The sequence below is a fragment of the Chromatiales bacterium genome, from assembly GCA_020445605.1.
Classification (GTDB): Bacteria; Pseudomonadota; Gammaproteobacteria; order JAGRGH01; family JAGRGH01; genus JAGRGH01.
On sequence record JAGRGH010000049.1, the window covers coordinates 137,417 to 156,345 of the forward strand.

Below are 18,929 nucleotides of genomic sequence, written 5' to 3' on the forward strand. Positions count from 1 at the left end.
GATTGTTGACTCACGTCAACGGGATGCCCGGTGCTCGGTGCTAGCGTGATCCGCAACTGGCTGTGGGGCGGATCCGTGGTAATGAAGCAGGTCGCGGTGCTTGGAATCGGCAACACGTTGCTCACCGACGACGGCATCGGCGTCCACGCCGTTCGCTGGCTGGAAGAGCGTGGCTATGGCGAACGCCACGGCATCCGCCTGATCGACGCCGGGACCCTGAGCTTTACGCTGGCCGTCGAGATCGAGAACGTCTCTCACCTGATCGTCATCGACGCGCTGCGCAAACGCAGCCCGCCCGGCCGCGTGCATGTGCTGCGCGGGAGCGAAATCGACCATCACCTCGCGCACGCCGCCAGCAGCGTCCACGAGGTGGGGCTCGGCGACCTGCTGCATATCGCCCGTCTGTCGGGGCGCATGCCGGCGGAGATTGCGCTGATCGGCATCGAACCGGCCGAGATCGGCTGGGGTGACTGCCCGGGTCCGGCGGCATTGGCGGCGTTGCCGGCGGTCGGTCGAAACGTCGAGGCACTGCTGGCCGACTGGGGCTTTGATTCGCGGCCAGCCCGCCCGAGCGATGCACGCCATGCGTACGCCTGACTTCGACGTCGTGACCGGGTGCGGCCCGGGTCCCGGCTCGGTACCCACCGGCAATGTCGAGCCGCTGCTGTTCGAGATCGCCCATGCGCTCGATCGACTGCTGGAGACCGGCGAAACCCATGTGATCGATCTGCGATCGATTCCGCTCGGGCCCGGCGAGGAGGATCGGATCGAAGCGGCCCTGGGGCGCGGCGAGATCCTTGCCCGTCTCGACGCGCTCGGTCCAAGCGAGATCCGCGAGTCACGTTTCCCGGGCGTGTGGCTCGTCACTCATCGCAACGGCCACGACGAGATCGTGGCGCGAAGCATCGAGATCACCTTTAGCCCGACCTTGCTGGCCGCACCGCACGAAGATGTGCGGGCCGGCCGGGATCGTCTGCATTCCGAACTGGAGGCCCGTGGCGATGACTGAACGCGATACCCTCGGCGCACAGCTGCGTGCACAAGGCGTGAGCCGGCGCGGCTTTCTGAAGTTCTGCGCGGCCACCGCCTCGATGATGGCCCTGCCACCCGCAATGGTGCCGCGCATCGCCGCGGCGCTCGAGGCCGCGCGACGTCCGTCCGTGATCTGGCTGTCGTTTCAGGAATGCACGGGCTGCACCGAGTCGCTGACGCGCTCGCACACGCCCACCATCGAAAACCTGATCTTCGACAGCATCTCGCTCGACTATCACCACACGCTGCAGGCCGCGGCCGGCTATGGTGCGGAAGAAGCGCGCGAGGAGGCCATGCGCGAACACCATGGCAAGTATCTGCTGGTGGTCGACGGCTCCATTCCAACCAAGGACGACGGCGTCTACTCGACGATTGCCGGCATGACCAACCTGGCCATGCTCGAAGAGGCCGCCGCCGGTGCGGCGGCGATCATCGCGGTCGGTACCTGCGCGGCCTTCGGCGGCCTGCCGCACGCGAAGCCGAACCCGACCGGCGCGAAGGCGGTGTCGGACATCATTCACGACAAGCCGATCATCAACGTGTCGGGCTGTCCGCCGATCCCGGTGGTGATCACCGGGGTGCTCGCTCACTTCCTGACCTTCGGCACGATCCCGGACCTCGATCATCTCGGCCGGCCGAAGGCCTTCTTCGGCCAGAACATCCACGACCGCTGTTACCGGCGGCCGTACTACGAGCGCGGGCTGTTCGCGAAGACCTTCGACGATCAGGGCGCGAAAAACGGCTGGTGTCTGTACCTGCTTGGCTGCAAGGGGCCGGTCACCTACAACGCCTGTGCGACGACGAAGTGGAATCAGGGCACGAGCTTCCCGATCGAGTCCGGGCACGGCTGCATCGGCTGTTCGGAACCCAACTTCTGGGATATGGGCGGGCTGTACCGATCGCTGTCGCAGGGCAGCTGGGGGGCGGCCGAGGGCCTGGCCGCAGCCGCGGGCATCGGTGCCGCGGTGGGCATAGGCTCGTCGCTGCTGGCGCGTGCACGTCAGGGTGCGCCGAAGCGCGAGGTACAGGCCCGGCTTGACGCCGCCGCGGAGGAATCCAAGTGAGCCTGCTGGAGTTCGCGCGCGGACCGGGCATGCACTGGGCCGTCATCATCCTGATCGCGGGAATGGTGTGGCGGATCATGGGCGCCCTGCTGATGACCGGTAGCCGCGATCGATCGACCGCACGCCAGGGCGGCGCCGGCGCCGGCCTGCGCCTGGTGTTCCGGCGCTTCTGGCCGCATCGCGAGTTCATCCGGCCGACCCTGTTTCATCTGGTGGCCGGCTATGTGCTGCACATCGGCCTGTTCGTGGTGATCTTCCTGTTCGCACCGCACATGCTGTGGTTCGCCGACCTGAGCGGCCTGCCGCACTGGCCGGGCCTGCCGAACAACCTCGTCATGATCGCAGGTGCACTCACGGCGGCCTCACTGGTTGCGTTCGTGCTGCGACGGATGACCCATCCGGTGATGCGCAGGATTTCCGGCCTTGATGATTACGCGAGCAACCTCGTGACGCTGGCACCGGTGGTGACCGGCATGCTCGCGTTCGCGCATGTCCCGATCGCACGGTATGAAACCCTGCTTGCCGTTCATCTCCTGTGCGTGGAGTTGCTGTTCGTGTGGATGCCCTTCAGCAAGCTTGCGCATGTACTGCTGTTCATTCCGTCGCGTTTTCAGCTTGGCGCGGCGCTCGGCCGGCGCGGGGTGAAGGCATGAACGGCCTGCGGATTTTGGAGGGCTGAACGATGGCCGTCGAATCACAACGCGTCGACCAGTTCTTCGATGGCGTGAAACAGCTGCCCGGCATGGCGCGGCCGACCGAGTGCCCACCCGGTGAGCGCCTGCAGCAGGTCAAGACCACGTTCCTGGCGAAACTGGACCGGCGCATGGCCGTGGACCTGGAAGCCTGCGTGCACTGCGGGCAGTGTGCGGAGGCCTGTCACTACTACAACGCCACGCGCGATCCGAAGTACACACCGATTCGCAAGCTCGATCTGATCAAACGGGTGTACCGGCGCGAACTCTCGCCGATGCGCTGGCTACAGCGGCTGTGGACACCGGACATCACGATCGATGAGGTCAACGAGTGGATCGAACTCGTCTACGACTCCTGCACCGAATGCGGCCGCTGCTTCATGGTCTGCCCGATGGGGATCAACATTCCGGCGATGGTCAATGTTTCGCGCCAGGCCTTCGCGAACGCCGGGCTGATTCCGGTCGAACTGCGTGCGATGGAGCAGGAACAGTATTCCGGTTCGACACTGTTCGGGATTGGTCCGGCGGAGACCGAAGCCGCGATCCGCAAGATCGGCGCGGAAATTGGAGTCGAAGTGCCGCTCAACCGCGACAAGGCGGACGTGCTGCTGCTGACTTCAGTCGTTGAGGTCATGGTCTTCACCGACCAGATCGCCGCGGCGATCAAGGTGCTCAACCATCTGAAGCTCGACTGGACCCTGCACATGGACGGTTTCGAGGCCGCGAACTTCGGCATGCTGTCCGGGTTCGAGCCATTGCAGCGTCGCGCGGGCGACCGCATCGTCAAGACTGCAAAGAGGATTGGCGCAAAGACCGTGCTCGTACCCGAATGCGGCCACGCCTACCCTTCCCTGCGCTGGGACCAGGCCAATATCGACGAGGCGGCGCTGCCGTTCGAGGTCCTGACCATGGCCGAACTGATGGCACGTGAACTGAAGTCCGGTCGACTGAAGATCAGGCCGATCGGCCGGGACAAGTCCGTCACCTTCCATGACCCCTGCAAGATCGGCCGGCATTCGGGTGTCTTCGATGAACCACGCGAAGTGCTCGATGCCCTCGGCGTGGACTTTCACGAGGCCGAATCCTCGCGCGCCGTGAACTGGTGCTGCGGCGGTGGTGCCGGTGTGTTCCTGCTCAACAGCGCGGCGAAACTGCGTGAGGGTGCCTGGAAGATCAAGCAGGCGCAGATCGACGCGACCGGCGCCGATGGTGTGGTGTTGTCCTGTGCGTCATGTCGGCTGAACTTCGAGAAAGGCGCCCGCAACAACCACTGGGAAAAGCCGATCGAGTCACTGCTGTCGCTGGTGGCCGAGAATCTCGATGAATGACCGTCGTGACCGGCGTTCGACGCAGAAAATACTTCCGGGCGCGTTTTATTCCGCCGAGCCGCAGCGGCCGTCCGCTTTTAACCAAGGTACGAAACGATGAGTGAACGAGTCGTCGTCGATCCGATTACGCGAATCGAGGGCCACCTGCGCATCGAGGCGCAGATGGATGGCAGCAATATCGCCCAGGCCTACTCGTCCGGCACGATGGTGCGAGGCATCGAAACGATTCTGAAGGGGCGCGATCCGCGTGATGCATGGGCCTTCGCGCAGCGCATCTGTGGCGTGTGCACGCTGGTGCACGGTGTCGCCTCCATCCGCGCGGTCGAGGATGCACTCAAGTACAAGATTCCGCCGAATGCCGAGATCATCCGCAACCTGATGATCGCCGCGCAGTACGTGCACGACCACGTCATGCACTTCTACCACCTGCACGCGCTCGACTGGGTCGACGTCGTCTCGGCGCTGTCGGCCGACCACAAGGCGACCTCCGAACTTGCCCAGTCGATCTCGAACTGGCCGAAAAGCTCGGCGGGTTACTTCCGCGACGTGCAGAAGCGACTGAAGGATTTCGTGGCCGCCGGCCAGCTCGGCATCTTCGCGAAGGCCTACTGGGGCCATCCGGCCTACAAGCTGCCGGCCGAGGCGAACCTGATGGCCGTTGCGCACTATCTCGAAGCGCTGGAGTGGCAACGCGATGTCGTCAAACTGCATGCGATCTTCGGCGGCAAGAATCCGCACCCGATGTTCCTGGTCGGCGGGGTGCCGAGCCCGATCGATCTGAATTCCGATTCGGCGATCAACGCAAAGCGACTCGCCCAGGTGCAGGATGTAATCACCCACATGCGCACCTTTGTGGATCAGGTCTACATCCCGGACACACTCGCCGTTGCCGGTTTCTACAAGGACTGGGGCGAACGTGGCGAGGGCGTGGGCAATTTCCTCTGCTACGGCGACTTTCCGGCCAAGGGCATGGGTGATCCGTCGAGCTTCCTGATCCCCCCCGGCGTGATTCTGGATCGCGACCTGTCGACCATTCATCCGATCGACATGGAAAGCCCGGACGAGATCAAGGAGTTTGTCAGCCACTCCTGGTACGACTACACCGGCGGCAAGGCGACCGGCCTGCACCCCTACGCCGGCGAAACGAATCTGAACTACACCGGCCCGAAGCCGCCATACAGGCAGCTCAACGTCGAGGAGTCCTATTCCTGGCTCAAGGCGCCGCGCTGGAAAGGCAAGGTCATGGAGGTCGGCCCGTTGGCGCGTGTGCTGACGTTGTATGCCAGCGGTCACGAGATGACGAAAGAGCTGGTTGGAATGACGCTCGCGAAACTCGACCTGCCCGCGCGAGCGCTGTTCTCCACACTCGGGCGGACCGCCGCGCGCACGCTCGAAACCAAGATCATCGTCGAGGCGATGCAGGGCTGGTACGACACGCTGGTCGCGAACATCAAGTCCGGCGACACCAAGACGTTCAACGAGACGCAGTGGTCGCCATCGACCTGGCCGCGCGAGGCCCGTGGCGTGGGTTATACCGAGGCGCCCCGCGGGGGGCTTGCACACTGGGTCGTGATCAAGGACGGCATCATCGACAACTACCAGGCCGTGGTGCCGTCAACCTGGAATGCCGGTCCGCGCGATGCCGAGAATCAGCCCGGACCCTACGAGGCCGCGTTGCAGGACAACCATCAGCTGCATGATCCGAAACAGCCGATCGAGATCCTGCGCACCATCCACAGCTTCGATCCCTGCATCGCCTGCGCGGTGCATGTCACGGATCCGGATGGCGAGGAGCTCGTTCAGGTCCGTGTGCTTTAATGGAGCGTTGACAATGCGATTTCTGATTCGACTTTTCGCCGTCCTCCTGTCCGCGCTGGCAATGACCTGCGCGCACGCGCATCCGCCGGATGCACTGGCGCTCGGCGCCGGGCTGGCCCATCCGCTGACCGGAACGGACCATCTGCTCGTGGTGACAGGACTCGGGCTCTGGGCGGCGATCTCCCGGCCGCAACGCTACTGGAGCATCGCCAGCGCCCTGTTTTTTGGCGTTGCGGCCGGTTACGGGCTGGCGGTGATGGCGCCCGCGGGCGCTGGTCTGCACGTGGCGCTGCCGGCCTCGGTCGCGATTGTCGGGCTGGTGGTCGCGGCTGCCCTGCGGTTTCCTGAATGGATCGCCTGGCTGCTGGCCGCGGGTGCCGGCGCACTGCAGGCCGTCGTCCATGCCGCACCGACGGGACTCGCCGGACAGATCGACTTCGAGATCGGACTGCTGCTCTCGACACTCGTGCTGTACGCCGGCGGCCTCGGCGTCGGCCGGTGGCTGCATCCGGGTGGCGTTCGCCTGCTCGGTATCTTGATCGCGACCGCCGGAACGGGACTGGCCTGGGCGTTACACTAGTGGGCCATTAGGCCCACCAGGCCCTTTCACACTGCGCTTGGCGCAGCGTCGCTGCCCCAGAACACTCGGGTGCCCGGCGCCAGGCGATTTTCCGTGGCGTTGATCCGAGCTTGAGCGGACTGTCCCGAAACCTGCTTGAAAGTGCCCGCGACCTGGCCCCGATCATCGGGGTCATCGCGTTTTTCCAGATCGTCGTCCTCGGTCAGCCCCTGCCTCGGTTCTGGGAGCTGCTGTACGGCACCGCACTGGTGCTGGTCGGCCTTGCCCTGTTCGTGCGTGGACTCCAGCTCGGCCTGTTTCCGATCGGCGAATCGCTGGCCTGGTCGTTTGCGCGCAAGGGCAGCCTGTTCTGGCTGCTGGCCTTTGCCTTCGCGCTAGGCTTCGGCACCACGGTCGCCGAGCCGGCGTTGATCGCCGTTGCCGACGAAGCGGCCGTGGTCGCGGCCGACGGCGGCATGATCGAATCCACCGCCGACGCCAGGGACCGCTACGCCACGGGCCTGCGTTACACCGTCGCGGTCTCAGTCGGTTTCGCGATCGTGCTCGGCGTGCTGCGCATCGCGCTCGGCTGGCCGCTGCCGGCGCTGATCATCGGTGGTTACATCGGCGTGGTGGTGATGACCTATTTCGCGCCACACGAAATCATCGGCATCGCCTACGACGCGGGCGGCGTGACGACCTCGACGATCACCGTGCCGCTGGTAACGGCACTGGGCGTCGGGCTCGCCTCCAGCATCCGCGGCCGCAACCCGCTGGTCGACGGCTTCGGGCTGATCGCGTTCGCCTCGCTGACGCCGATGATTTTCGTCATGGGCTACGGGATGGTCGTATGAGCGAGCGCCTGCTGCACCTCCTGCACACGCTTGCGGGCACCGTGTGGGATGTCGCCCCGATTGCGCTGGTGATCGTGGTCTTCCAGGTCGCCGTCATTCGCAAGCCGATCGAGCATCCAAGGCGAATCGTGGCCGGTTTTGTCTACGTACTGCTCGGGCTGACGCTGTTTCTCGAGGGGCTCGAGGTCGCGCTGTTTCCGCTTGGCAAGCTCATGGCTGAACAGTTGACGGCCGGTTATACGGGCGGCAGCCCGTTCGCGCCGGAATATCTGACCGTGTATGCCTTCGCGGCCGCGATCGGCTTTGCCACGACGCTCGCCGAGCCTTCGCTGATCGCCGTCGCGATCAAGGCCGGACAGGTCTCGGGCGGTGCCATCGGGGCGTGGCCGCTGCGCCTCGCCGTGGCCATCGGCGTGGCGATCGGCATCGCGCTCGGCGCATGGCGCATCGTGACCGGCACGCCGCTGTACTACTACATCATCACCGGCTATGTGCTGGTGCTGATCCAGACGGCGTTCGCACCGCGCATGATCATTGCGCTCGCCTACGACTCCGGCGGCGTGACGACCTCGACGGTGACCGTACCGCTGGTGGCCGCCCTGGGCCTGGGTCTCGCCTCGCATATCCCGGGGCGCAGCCCGCTGCTCGACGGCTTCGGACTGATCGCCTTCGCGAGCCTTTTCCCGATCATGACCGTGCTCGGTTACGCGCAGATTTCGCACTGGCGCGCGCGCGTGAGGCGCGCCGCCAAAGAATGACCCGGAGGATTCGATATGAGATTCAAGTTATTGATCGCACTGGTACAAGACGAGCGAACCGAGGCCGTCCTCCAGGCCGCGCGCGAGGCCGGCGCCACCGGCGCCACGGTCATCACGAGCGCCCGCGGCGAAGGCCTGGAGCCCACCCGCTCGTTTCTGGGTCTGTCACTGGAAACGCCGCGCGATGTGGTCATGCTGCTGGTCGAGGAACATCGCAGCCGCGCGATTCTGGAGCACATCGCGCAGGTGGCCCGGTTCGACGCCGATCCCGGCTCGGGCATCGCGTTTCAGATCGCGGTCGAGGACGCGGTTGGAATTTCCCAGCAGATGAACGTACTGCTTCAAGAAGTGGAGGACGAACTATGAACGACGAGACGATCGTGCGCGTCGCCGAGGTCATGCACCGTGGTGTCGACGTGATCGACGGCCGCGCGACCATCGCCGAGGCGCTGCACGCGATGCAGTATCCGGACAACAAGCTCATGCTGGTGCGCAAACGCGATGTCAACGACGAGTTCGGCGCCCTGCTGCTGTCGGACATCGCCCGCCACGTCATCGCGCCGAACCGTGCGCCCGAGCGCGTGAACGTCTACGAAATCATGGCCAAGCCCGTGATCAGCGTGCCGTCGCGAATGGATATCCGCTACTGCGCGCGGCTGCTCGACCGCTTCAACCTGTCCCGCGCCCCGGTGATCGACGGCGACGAACCGGTCGGGGTGGTCAGCTTCACCGGCATCGTGCTGCGCGGCCTGCGCGACCGCATGCCCTGATACGCCCTTGATGCAGGTCAAACGCATGACGGTCGGCATGGCTCAGAATCTGCCTGCCGACCTGATATGAATCCATGGACAAGATCGTTTTCGACCCGGAACTGATTCGCCGCCACGACCGGCCGGGGCCGCGCTATACCTCGTATCCGACCGCGGTCGAGTTTTCGGACGATTTTTCCGAGGCCGATTACAAGCGGCACGCGCGCGAAACCAATCACGACCCAATCCCCTCGCCGCTGTCGCTGTATTTCCACATCCCGTTCTGCGCGCACGTCTGCTTCTACTGCGGCTGCTCGAAGATTGTCACCCGCCAACGCGAACGTGCGTTGCCGTATCTCGAGCGCCTCAAGCGCGAGATCGAAATGCAGGCGGAACTGTTCGACCGCGACCGTGGCGTGGACCAACTGCATTTCGGCGGCGGCACGCCGACCTTCCTGAGCATCGACCAACTGCGCGATCTCATTGCGCACATCGGCCGGCATTTCAGCCTGCGCAGCGACGACAGCGGCGACTACTCGATCGAGATCGACCCGCGCGAGGCCGATGGCCAGATGATCGCGGACCTGCGCGGTCTCGGCCTCAACCGGATCAGCATCGGCGTGCAGGATTTCGACCCGCGCGTGCAGGAGGCCGTACACCGCGAGCAGCCGATCGAACTCGTGCAGGCGATCATCGACGCCGCGCGCGAGGAAAAGTACCGCTCGGTGAACTTCGATCTGATCTACGGCCTGCCGTTTCAGACCGTGCAGACCTTCCGCGAAACTCTGGACCGCGTGATCGAACTCGGCCCGGACCGCATCGCGGTGTTCAACTATGCGCACCTGCCCGAACGCTTCAAGCCGCAGCGCCGCATCCGCGCCGAGGACCTGCCATCACCCGCGGAAAAAATCGAGATCCTGCAATCCACGATCGAACGTCTGACCGGCGCGGGCTATCGTTTCATCGGCATGGATCATTTCGCGCGCCCGCACGACGAACTCGCCCGCGCGCAGCGCCAGAACCGCCTGCACCGCAACTTTCAGGGCTACACCGAGCGCCCGGAGTGCACGCTTGTAGGTATGGGCATGACGGCGATCGGTGATCTCGGCACGGCGTATGCGCAGAACGCGCGCACGCTGGACGCCTACGTCGCCGCAATCGACCAGGGCCGACTGCCGATCGAGCGTGGCGTTGCGCTGAATCGCGACGATCTCGTGCGCCGCCGCGTGATCATGGACCTGATCTGCAACCTGCGCACCGATCTGACGGATGTCTGCGACTGTTTTGCCATCGAAAACGCCGATTATTTCACCGCGGCGCTGGAGCGTCTGGGCGAATTCGCCGCCGATGACATGGTGCGTATCGACGGCAAAGTCGTGCAGGTGCTCGATCGCGGCCGGCTGCTGGTACGCAACATCTGCGGGGCGTTCGACCGCTATCGCGGTGAATCCACACCCCAGCCCAACCGCTTCTCGCGTGTGATCTGAACGCCCTACGCGGTGCAGCCATGTAGGGTGCGCACAGCGCACCGGGTTCGGCTGATTTTGAACCGCAGCGCCGCGGAGCACGCAGAGAATTTTCCCGGTCTTGAGCTTCAACGGTGCGCGGTGCGCTCCCTACCCGGCCTGGCGGTTCAAACCGGCGCCTGATTCAATATCCCGGCGTGGCGGCGCAAGGGGCGCACGCTTCGCGGCAGGAAATTTTCTCTGCGTCCTCCGCGCCTCTGCCGTTCAAACGTGGTTCCATCGGCTTCAACGGTGCGCGGTGCGCACCCGGCGACGCTGCGCGCCCTAACCGGCTTCGTTGTCCTGCGCGCCGCGGGTGTCGCGCAGGGGTACGACGCGGTTGAAGACCGGTTGCCCGTCCTCGGTGTTCGTCTTGTCGCGGCAGAAGTAGCCCTCGCGCTCGAACTGCCAGGGCTGTTCGGGTTCGGCGCTGGCCAGCAGCGGTTCGAGTTTCGCGTGCTGGCGCACGACCAGTGATTCAGGGTTGAGCTGATCGACGAAATCCGCGCCACCGGCCCCTGGACGCGCAACCGTGAACAGCCGGTCGTACAGCCGGACTTCCGCATGCACGGCCGTCGCGGCATTCACCCAGTGGATGACGCCGCGCACCTTGCGCCCGACCGGATCGGCGCCGAGCGTTTCCGGGTCGTAGCTGCAATGCAGTTTGCGAATGCTGCCGTCCTCGTCGTGCTCGATCGAGTCACAGCGGATGACGAACGCATTGCGCAGCCGAACCTCGCCGCCCAGCACCAGACGCTTGAACTTCTTGTTCGCCTCGGGCCGGAAGTCCGCGCGGTCGATCCACAGTTCTCCGCCGAATTCGATCGTGCGTTCGCCCATCGCGGCGTCTTTCGGATGGTTCGGCACGTGGAGCGTGACGGTTTCGCCGGCCGGCCAGTTGTCGATCACGAGTTTCAGCGGATCGAGCACGGCCATGCGCCGTGGTGCGTGGGTGTCCAGATCCTCGCGCACGGTGTTTTCCAGCAGCGACAGCTCGACCTGGTTCGCCGCCTTGGTAATCCCGATGCGGTCACAGAACAGGCGAATGGCGCGCGGCGTATAACCGCGTCGGCGCAGACCGGCGATGGTCGGCATGCGCGGATCGTCCCAACCGGAAACGTGCTTTTCGTTCACAAGCCGGGTGAGGTGGCGTTTCGACAGCACGGTGTACTCGAGTTCCAGACGCGAGAACTCGATCTGTCGCGGCCGACATTCGGTCGCGCAGTTTTCGATCACCCAGTCGTACAGCGGCCGGTGATCCTCGAACTCCAGCGTGCACAGCGAATGCGTCACGCACTCGAACGCATCCGATAGCGGATGCGTGAAGTCGTAGCTCGGGTAGATCGACCAGGTCGCGCCGGTCTGGTGATGTACGGCTCCGTGCTTGATGCGGTAGAGCACGGGATCGCGCAGGTTGATGTTGCCCGATGCCATGTCGATGCGGGCGCGCAGCGTGCGCGAGCCGTCCGGGAAGGCGCCGGCGCGCATCTCGCCGAACAGCGCGAGGTTTTCTTCAACGGATCGTTCTCGATACGGACTGTCGCGACCGGGTTCGGTCAGCGTGCCACGGTATTCGCGCGTTTCGTCCGGGCTGAGATCACAGACGTAGGCCCTGCCCGCGCGGATCAGCGCAACCGCGCAGTCGTGGATCCGCTCGAAGTAATCAGACGCAAAGTACAGCCGGTCGTCCCAGTCGAAGCCGAGCCAGCGCACGTCGTTCTGGATGGAGTCGACGAATTCGACATCCTCTTTCGCCGGATTCGTGTCGTCGAAGCGCAGGTTGCAGATCGAATCCGGGTAATCCAGCGCCAGACCGAAATTCAGGCAGATCGACTTTGCATGGCCGATATGCAGATAACCGTTTGGCTCCGGCGGAAAGCGTGTGACGATGCGACGATGCCGGCCGGCGGCGAGATCATCCTCGATGATCTGGCGGATGAAGTGCGCCGGGCGGTCCGCTTCGGTCGCGCTCATGCCACCGCTTCCCGTGCGCGCGTGAATTCGATTGCGCGATCCAGCCTTCGCAGCGTGGCGTCGCGGCCGATCAGCGCCAGTGTCACATCGATCGATGGTGATGCGGCGCGCCCGGTGACGGCGACGCGCAAAGGCTGCGCGACCTTGCCGACCTTGAGCTGCATCGTTTCAGCGACCTGCTGGACGCGCGCCCAGGCCTCGGCGCCGTCCCATGCGTCAAGTTTCGCCAGTTCCGCGCGCACGGCCTCGAGCGCCGGCAGTGCGACCGGACGCAGATGGGCCTTGGCGGCATCGGCGTCAAAGTCATCGAAATCGCGAAAATACATGGCACTTTGCGTGGCCATCTCGACGAGTGTCGTCGCGCGCTCGCGCTGCGCGGTGACGACCTCCGCAACGGGCGGTCCGTCGTCCGGATCGATGCCGAGTGCGCCTAGATGCCGCCGTAGCAGCGTCGCGATGTGCCCGGTGTCCGCGCTTTTCAGATAGTGCTGGTTGAACCAGCTCAGCTTGTCGGTGTTGAACGAAGCGGCGGCCTTGTTCACCGCGCCGAGATCGAAGTGGCCGATCATCTCGTCGAGCGTGAACAGCTCCTGATCGCCATGCGACCAGCCGAGCCGCACCAGATGATTGAGCAGCGCCTCCGGCAGAAAGCCATCGTCGCGGAACTGGATGACGCTGACCGCGCCGTGGCGCTTGGACAGGCGCTGGCCGTCATCGCCGAGAATCATCGGCACGTGGGCATAGCGCGGCAGCTCGGCGCCGATCGCTCGCAGCAGGTTGATCTGCCGCGGCGTGTTGTTCAGATGATCGTCGCCGCGGATCACATGCGTGATGCGCATGTCCAGATCGTCGGCCACGACGCTGAGATTGTAGGTCGGCGTACCGTCGCTGCGGCGGATCACCAGATCGTCCAGCTCGGCGTTGTCGAAGGCGACCGGTCCACGGATCAGGTCATCGACGACGACCGTGCCGGCATCCGGGTTACGAAACCGCACGACGTGTTCACTGGTGGCCGAAACATTGCGTGCGCGACAGCGACCGTCGTAACGCGGCTTGAGCCCGGCGGCGCGCTGCGATTCGCGCAGTTCGTCGAGCCGCTCACGCGAGCAGTCGCAGCGGTAGGCATGCCCTGCCCCCAACAACTCGTCGATGATCGCGTTGTACCGGTCGAATCGTTCGGTCTGGTAGAACGGCCCCTCGTCGTATTCCAGCCCCAGCCAGGCCATGCCTTCGAGGATGGCGTTGACGGATTCGGCCGTGGAGCGCTCGCGGTCGGTGTCCTCGATGCGCAGCACGAAAACCCCGCCATGGCGGCGTGCATACAGGTAGCTGAACAGCGCCGTGCGGGCGCCACCGACATGCAGATAGCCGGTCGGGCTCGGGGCAAAACGGGTGCGGACGGTCATGCGAATCGACGGTGCGGAAAACGCGCGATTGTAGCAGCCCGGGCCACACGCGAAACCGGCACGTTGCGCGTCTGCGCGGTGCGCCCCGAACCACCACAAAACGTCACTTTCTGCCTCGAAACTGAGCTAAATCATCAAATCTGGCGATGGAACCCCCGATTCACCGGCTTGCCGGTCGGCACGATACTTGCGTTGCTTCCATATTGATACCAGAATCCTTCGTAGTTGCCGGTGGTGCGTCCAAACCGGCCGGGAGTCGCGCGAAAATCCGGACGATGCATCCGTACCGCGAGACGCAAAACAAGATCCGACGCCATTTTCAGAGCCTTCAGGAGTGTGGAAACGATGAAACCACGTCTTAATAAGAGCCCTGCCGTACTGGCCGCCGCAGTGGCCATGCTGGGCCACAACGCCGCCACCGCCCAGGTCAACGTCGATATCGACATCACACTCGGCGGCATCACGATCCTGCACTACTTCAGCAACCTCGACGTGACGATCGACGCGACCGCGCTGACCCAGATGCTGGGTTACGGCGGGACCGAGGTCGACGAAGGCACCGCGGGTGCGATCACGGTCAGCGCCTTTCCGTTTTCCGGCGACGCGGCCATGACCGCGACGGCCCCCACCAACGATCCCTCAGATGTTGATCTGACGATCCAGAACGCCTGGGCGGTACGTTCAATCACCGCGGCCGGCACCAACACCGTTGAGATTGTCGTCACCGACGACACGCTGACCGAGGGTGGTGGCGACACCATCACCATTACGGATGCCCAGGTGGACACCGCAGGCGGTACCCAGGGCGCGGGAACGGTCAACTTCGATTCACCGGGGCTGGTCAGCCCGCAATACGGCGACGTCATCCTGTCACTCGATCTGTCACTTGCGACCACAGCGGGCACGTACAACGACGGCGTGTTCACGCTGGAAGCCACGACGCCCTGAGATTTGCAACGATGCCGCGCGCGGATGTCCCGCGCGCGGTGCTCTGCTCGGGGTTTCTTTCCTGCCTGACGGCGCTCGCTGACGCGGCGCCGTTCGATCGACTGCATACCGTGGCGGAAGCCCCGCTGCCGACGCCGCGCGAGGTCGGTGAGTTGGTCGTGCATCCACGGCCGCTGCTCGAATCGCTGGGGGCCGCCGATCTCAGCCTGGTCTCGCCGCACGAACAGGTCGATCTCGGTCGTGCCGGCGACCGGTTTGCACCGGCGGGTGTTTCCCCGACATCGTTGATCGCCCGTCGTACCCTGCCGGTCCTGTGGCGTCTGCGCGTCCGGGATGCCGCCGAAGCCACCTCGCTGAGTGTGCGCTATCAGGCCGGCGTCGGTGCTGACGGCTGGCTCGAACACGACAGTGCGCCGCAATCCCGAATCGCGATTCAGGTGCAACCCCTGCCGCTGGACTGGTATTCGTCGGGTGACGACGGGGTGATTGTCGACGGTGGTGTTGAACTCGAATTTGACCTTGGCGAAGCGACTCGGGCCGGGCGCTATTCCGGTACATTGATCATCGAGTTCGGCCGGATCTAGTGGGCCAAGTGGAAAGTTCTATGACACTCAGAGCCACAGTGCGAGTGCGAATCAAGGCGCGTTTCGCGGGCAATGGCCCCGCCCTTGGCAAGAAACGCAACACAGAGTCGCGCGCGCACAGCGGCTCCCGAAGGGCCGCGCCACAGGCATCGTGGGCGGTGTTGCAGTCCTTGGAAAGGGCCTGCCATTCCCTGCGGACTGCGCCTTGCCCACAATGCCTGTGGCGTGGCTGAGTGTTACAGAACTTTCCACTTGGCCCACTAGCCCCCATGCGCGCCACCTACGCCCGAGTTTTTCCGCTGTTCGCATCAATCTGTCTTGGTGTTGCAGTGGCCGCCGATCCACCGGCACCGCCCCCACAGGTCGCGATCAGCCCGCCGAACATCGAGCTTGCCCTGGATGCGGCTGGCGCCAGCGGTGCGGTGAAGGTGCATAACCTCGGCACCGAGCCGATCGAGGTGCAGGTTTCGACCGCGAACTGGCGGCTGGACGACGACAGCCAAGTGGAGATCATCGCACCACAGGAGCAGTCGCTCGATTCCTGGATGATCATCAATCCCCTGCGCTTCACGGTGGCGCCAAAACGTTCGCAGACGGTGCGGTTCGCGGTTCGTCCGCGCGTCGAACCGGCGCCGGGCGAACATCGCGGAATGATCTATTTCGACCAGGTTCTGCCGCCCGCGCCCGCGAAAACCGGCATCCGTTTTCGTTTCCGCTACGGAGTGGCCGTCTACGGGCTCGTGGAACCGGTCCATCGCAACACGCGATTGCACCGGGTTGCGGTCGAGGATACGGCGCGTGGACGTGATCTCGTGCTCGACATCGAAAGCGTGGGCAACGCCAATGTACGCCCGAAAGGCGACTACCAGGTGTTTGCGGCCGGGCCCGGCGATGCCGCGACGGTGCTGGAGTCGGGCCCCCTGCCCACGCGACCCGTGCTCCCCGGCACACGTCGCATGCTGCGCCAAACCATTGGCAAATCGCTGCCCGCGGGGCAGTACCGCGTACGGCTGAGCGGCGCCATCGCGGACCAGACACTGGATCAGTCGCTCGCCTTCGAGGTGCGCCCACCAGAGCGCACGGGCGCGGGCGCGCGCTGACGCACGCCGGTGCGGTGTTCGGCGCACCGTGTGCGGGCGGCCCTCTTCGCGATCCTCGTCTGTGCCGGTCTGGCGCGGATGGGCCACGCGCAGTCGACCGATCCGGTCATTGAGCATCTGCTCGTTGCAATCGTGCTCGATGGCCGCGAGGTCGCGACGCTTGAAGTCCTGCGCGACCGGCATTTCTGGCTGCCGCTGGAACGCTTCTGCGAGCTGACCGGAATCGACTGGAGCCGCCGGACGGACGGCCGCCACCACCTGACGACCCCGCTCGGCGAAGCGGACGCCTCCGCGGCCGAGACGCTGGAGGTCGATGGTCTGCACTACCTCTCCGAGACGTTCATCCGGCAGCGTCTCGCGATTGGATTCGACTTCAGGCCGTCCGCGTATGCGATCCGGCTGGACCTGCCGTGGTCGACCCGCCGGCGGCAACGGGCCGATCGCGAAACTCCCGTCGCGCCGGACTTCGAGCCGCAGTCGGCGAGCCTTTCGGTGCTCTCGGTCGAGACCCGCTGGGAGGACTCGAACCGCCGCGACGAGCGCCTGACCACGGATGCCCTGCTCGGTGGCGGCCTGTACGGCGGGCGCTGGCTGGTGCGCGGGCGCCACTCGGATCGCACGGACTTTGACTTTTACGACTACGCCTGGCTCAGACGCGACGGCGATCGGCTCTGGCTCGTCGGGCATCAGTACCTGCACCTGGACCCGCTCCTGCCGGGCCTGGAACTCACCGGCGTGCAGGCCGCATGGACCGACCACCCGAATGCGATCTTCCAGCGTCGACTGCAGCCGGGCGAACTGCTGCCCCGTGCGCTGCGGCCGCTCGAACGCTTCGCCGGCCACGGTCCGCCGGGCGGTCGCGCACAACTGCGGGTCGACGGGCGCACGATCGCCGTACAGCCGATCCTGCTGAACGGCGAGTACGACTTCGACGGCGTGAGCCTCGGCACCAGCGGCTACGGCCGGATCGAGGTCTACCTGTTCGAACACGGCTCGAACGGCATCCCCACGGGCATCGACGATCACTCGCAGGCGCTGTCGGCGAACCTGCTGCCGGCCGGCGTACGCCTGGTCCAGGGCGGTCTTGGCGTCTCAGGCAATCCGCTATCGGACCGGGTCAGCCGCAGCGAATCCGACGGCGCAGCGGGATTCGCACAGGCGCGCTGGGGCTGGACGCGCGACCTGACCCTCGAGACCACGGTGCAGAGCGATTCCGAACGCGAGTTCGCCAGCGCGGGGCTGGTCTGGCGATTCGGCGCGCGCTGGCTGGCCTCGACCGCGGTCGCGGTCGGTGAGAGCGGCTTCGGCACGCGCGCGACGCTGGACGCGCGCTGGCCCGCCTGGCGCCTGCGAGCGTTCTCGATCTTCCGCGAGGCGGGTTTTCTGGACCCGGACGCGGAGCAGACCCACGACCACTACGCGGAGCTGTCGCGGCGCTTCGATCGCAGGCTGGAACTGGCTCTGATCGGCCGGGCCCGGCGCAGTGACGACCGGCGCGTGACGTTTCTGCGACCGGCGGCACAGTGGCGACCGAACGCGCGCCTGGCGCTCTCGATACGGCCGGACGAGGACGGCGACTATGTCGCGGACCTGAACTACACGCTGAGCGCGGACACGCGCCTGTCCGTGCACCACCAGGACGCAGTCTGGGCGGAACTCGATCAGCGCATCTCGCCGTACTGGCGGCTGAGGGTGTTCGGCCGCGACGGTGGCGATGCACCCGCACGCTACGGGGCGCTCGCGCGCTGGCAGGCCAATGATCCAAGACGGCCGTTTGCCGAGTTCGGACCGCTCTATTCCGAAGGCAGCACCGGCTGGCAGGGGGCGCTGGGCATGGAACCGACGCCGGGTCTCACGCTGCGCCTCGACTGGCAGGATGACCCTGCCCCGTATGGCACGGACGGTACTGGCGAGCAGCGCATCTTCCTGACCATGCGCCTGGATTACGCGCTGGTCGGTGGTCGGCTCCAGCCTGCGCGCGCGACCCGCATCGACGAACGCTTCGGCATCCTCGCCGGGCGCATCGAGGCCCCGGCGACCTACCGCGGTCGCCTGGGCGACATCGCGGTGCTGGTCGACGGTCGCGTCGTTGCACGCACGTCCGCCGATGGCAGCTACTTCGCCGATCGGATCGCCGAGGGTGTCCGCGAGGTCGATCTCGATGCCGAACATCTGCCGATCGAGCTGGAACTCCAGCACCGTGGCCGACTGGCCCGTGTGGCACCGGCCGCGACGACCCGGGTGGATTTCGACACCCGGGTGTTCTACGGCGTCGCCGGACGGGTGCGCGATGCGGACGGCCAGTCCGTTCCGGAAGTGGTGGTCAAACTCACGACCGCCGACGGCCATGAGCTGCGCCGCGCGGTGACCGACCGGTTCGGACTGTACCGCCTCGACCGCGTCGCACCCGGCAACTACCAGCTGCGCATCAACGGCCATGTGCGCCAGTCGCTGCACGTCGACGGGCATCGCTTCGGACAGGACCTCGTCGTGCCGCCGAGCGGTCCGTGACTTTCGCCGTGCGCGTTGACCCGCCCCGGCGCGCATCCCTACAATCG

The 18,929-nt window shown here is 65.5% G+C and carries 17 protein-coding genes and 1 pseudogene; 15 read left to right on the forward strand and 3 right to left on the reverse strand.

The window, feature by feature from the left end:
* Positions 1-81: 81 nt before the first annotated feature.
* The 11 genes and pseudogenes from KDG50_11000 to hemN all read left to right on the forward strand — a co-directional run bounded on the left by KDG50_11000 (position 82) and on the right by hemN (position 10,341).
* A complete protein-coding gene (locus KDG50_11000) occupies positions 82-597 on the forward strand; it encodes a hydrogenase maturation protease (GenBank protein MCB1865951.1) in 516 nt (171 codons plus the stop codon).
* Positions 584-1,009: a hydrogenase expression/formation protein gene (locus KDG50_11005; GenBank protein ID MCB1865952.1), complete on the forward strand. Its 426-nt coding sequence runs from the start codon at positions 584-586 to the stop codon at positions 1,007-1,009. Before KDG50_11000 ends, KDG50_11005 begins: the two co-directional genes overlap by 14 nt.
* The gene (locus KDG50_11010; GenBank protein MCB1865953.1) at positions 1,002-2,096 is read left to right on the forward strand and encodes a hydrogenase small subunit; all 1,095 of its coding nucleotides are present in this window, start codon (positions 1,002-1,004) and stop codon (positions 2,094-2,096) included. The genes KDG50_11005 and KDG50_11010 overlap by 8 nt, the downstream gene beginning before the upstream one ends.
* Positions 2,093-2,749, forward strand: a complete 657-nt coding sequence (locus KDG50_11015; GenBank protein MCB1865954.1) for a nitrate reductase — start codon at positions 2,093-2,095, stop codon at positions 2,747-2,749. Before KDG50_11010 ends, KDG50_11015 begins: the two co-directional genes overlap by 4 nt.
* Before the next feature lie 29 nt (positions 2,750-2,778).
* Positions 2,779-4,116 carry a (Fe-S)-binding protein gene (locus tag KDG50_11020; protein ID MCB1865955.1) on the forward strand — a complete coding sequence of 446 codons (1,338 nt, stop codon included), beginning with the start codon at positions 2,779-2,781 and terminating at the stop codon, positions 4,114-4,116.
* Between the two features lie 96 nt (positions 4,117-4,212).
* On the forward strand, positions 4,213-5,934 hold the full coding sequence (locus KDG50_11025; protein ID MCB1865956.1) for a nickel-dependent hydrogenase large subunit: 1,722 nt from the start codon (positions 4,213-4,215) through the stop codon (positions 5,932-5,934).
* Positions 5,935-5,947: 13 nt separating this feature from the next.
* The gene (locus KDG50_11030) at positions 5,948-6,514 is read left to right on the forward strand and encodes a HupE/UreJ family protein (GenBank protein MCB1865957.1); all 567 of its coding nucleotides are present in this window, start codon (positions 5,948-5,950) and stop codon (positions 6,512-6,514) included.
* 119 nt (positions 6,515-6,633) lie between these two features.
* A pseudogene (locus tag KDG50_11035) lies at positions 6,634-8,105 on the forward strand (DUF1538 domain-containing protein).
* 15 nt (positions 8,106-8,120) lie between these two features.
* Complete coding sequence (locus KDG50_11040; protein ID MCB1865958.1) at positions 8,121-8,471, forward strand: P-II family nitrogen regulator; 351 nt, start codon at positions 8,121-8,123, stop codon at positions 8,469-8,471.
* Entirely contained in the window at positions 8,468-8,875 is a 408-nt protein-coding gene (locus KDG50_11045) for a CBS domain-containing protein (protein MCB1865959.1), read from the forward strand. Before KDG50_11040 ends, KDG50_11045 begins: the two co-directional genes overlap by 4 nt.
* A gap of 74 nt (positions 8,876-8,949) precedes the next feature.
* Positions 8,950-10,341: an oxygen-independent coproporphyrinogen III oxidase gene (hemN, locus tag KDG50_11050; GenBank protein ID MCB1865960.1), complete on the forward strand. Its 1,392-nt coding sequence runs from the start codon at positions 8,950-8,952 to the stop codon at positions 10,339-10,341.
* Positions 10,342-10,644: 303 nt separating this feature from the next.
* On the opposite strand, the gene KDG50_11055 is transcribed toward hemN, so the two are convergent.
* From KDG50_11055 to KDG50_11065, 3 genes are all read right to left on the reverse strand, one after another.
* Positions 10,645-12,333, reverse strand: a complete 1,689-nt coding sequence (locus KDG50_11055; GenBank protein MCB1865961.1) for a glutamine--tRNA ligase/YqeY domain fusion protein — start codon at positions 12,331-12,333, stop codon at positions 10,645-10,647.
* Positions 12,330-13,739 carry a glutamate--tRNA ligase gene (gene gltX, locus KDG50_11060; protein ID MCB1865962.1) on the reverse strand — a complete coding sequence of 470 codons (1,410 nt, stop codon included), beginning with the start codon at positions 13,737-13,739 and terminating at the stop codon, positions 12,330-12,332. The genes KDG50_11055 and gltX overlap by 4 nt, the downstream gene beginning before the upstream one ends.
* 134 nt (positions 13,740-13,873) lie before the next feature.
* A complete protein-coding gene (locus tag KDG50_11065; protein MCB1865963.1) occupies positions 13,874-14,137 on the reverse strand; it encodes a hypothetical protein in 264 nt (87 codons plus the stop codon).
* Here KDG50_11065 and KDG50_11070 point away from each other — a divergent pair.
* The 4 genes from KDG50_11070 to KDG50_11085 all read left to right on the forward strand — a co-directional run bounded on the left by KDG50_11070 (position 14,130) and on the right by KDG50_11085 (position 18,882).
* Positions 14,130-14,687: a hypothetical protein gene (locus tag KDG50_11070; protein MCB1865964.1), complete on the forward strand. Its 558-nt coding sequence runs from the start codon at positions 14,130-14,132 to the stop codon at positions 14,685-14,687. The two genes, KDG50_11065 and KDG50_11070, sit on opposite strands and share 8 nt — an antisense overlap.
* An 11-nt stretch (positions 14,688-14,698) precedes the next feature.
* Positions 14,699-15,271: a hypothetical protein gene (locus KDG50_11075; protein MCB1865965.1), complete on the forward strand. Its 573-nt coding sequence runs from the start codon at positions 14,699-14,701 to the stop codon at positions 15,269-15,271.
* Between the two features lie 269 nt (positions 15,272-15,540).
* Complete coding sequence (locus KDG50_11080) at positions 15,541-16,371, forward strand: fimbria/pilus periplasmic chaperone (protein ID MCB1865966.1); 831 nt, start codon at positions 15,541-15,543, stop codon at positions 16,369-16,371.
* A gap of 30 nt (positions 16,372-16,401) precedes the next feature.
* Positions 16,402-18,882: a carboxypeptidase regulatory-like domain-containing protein gene (locus KDG50_11085; protein ID MCB1865967.1), complete on the forward strand. Its 2,481-nt coding sequence runs from the start codon at positions 16,402-16,404 to the stop codon at positions 18,880-18,882.
* Positions 18,883-18,929 lie beyond the last annotated feature (47 nt).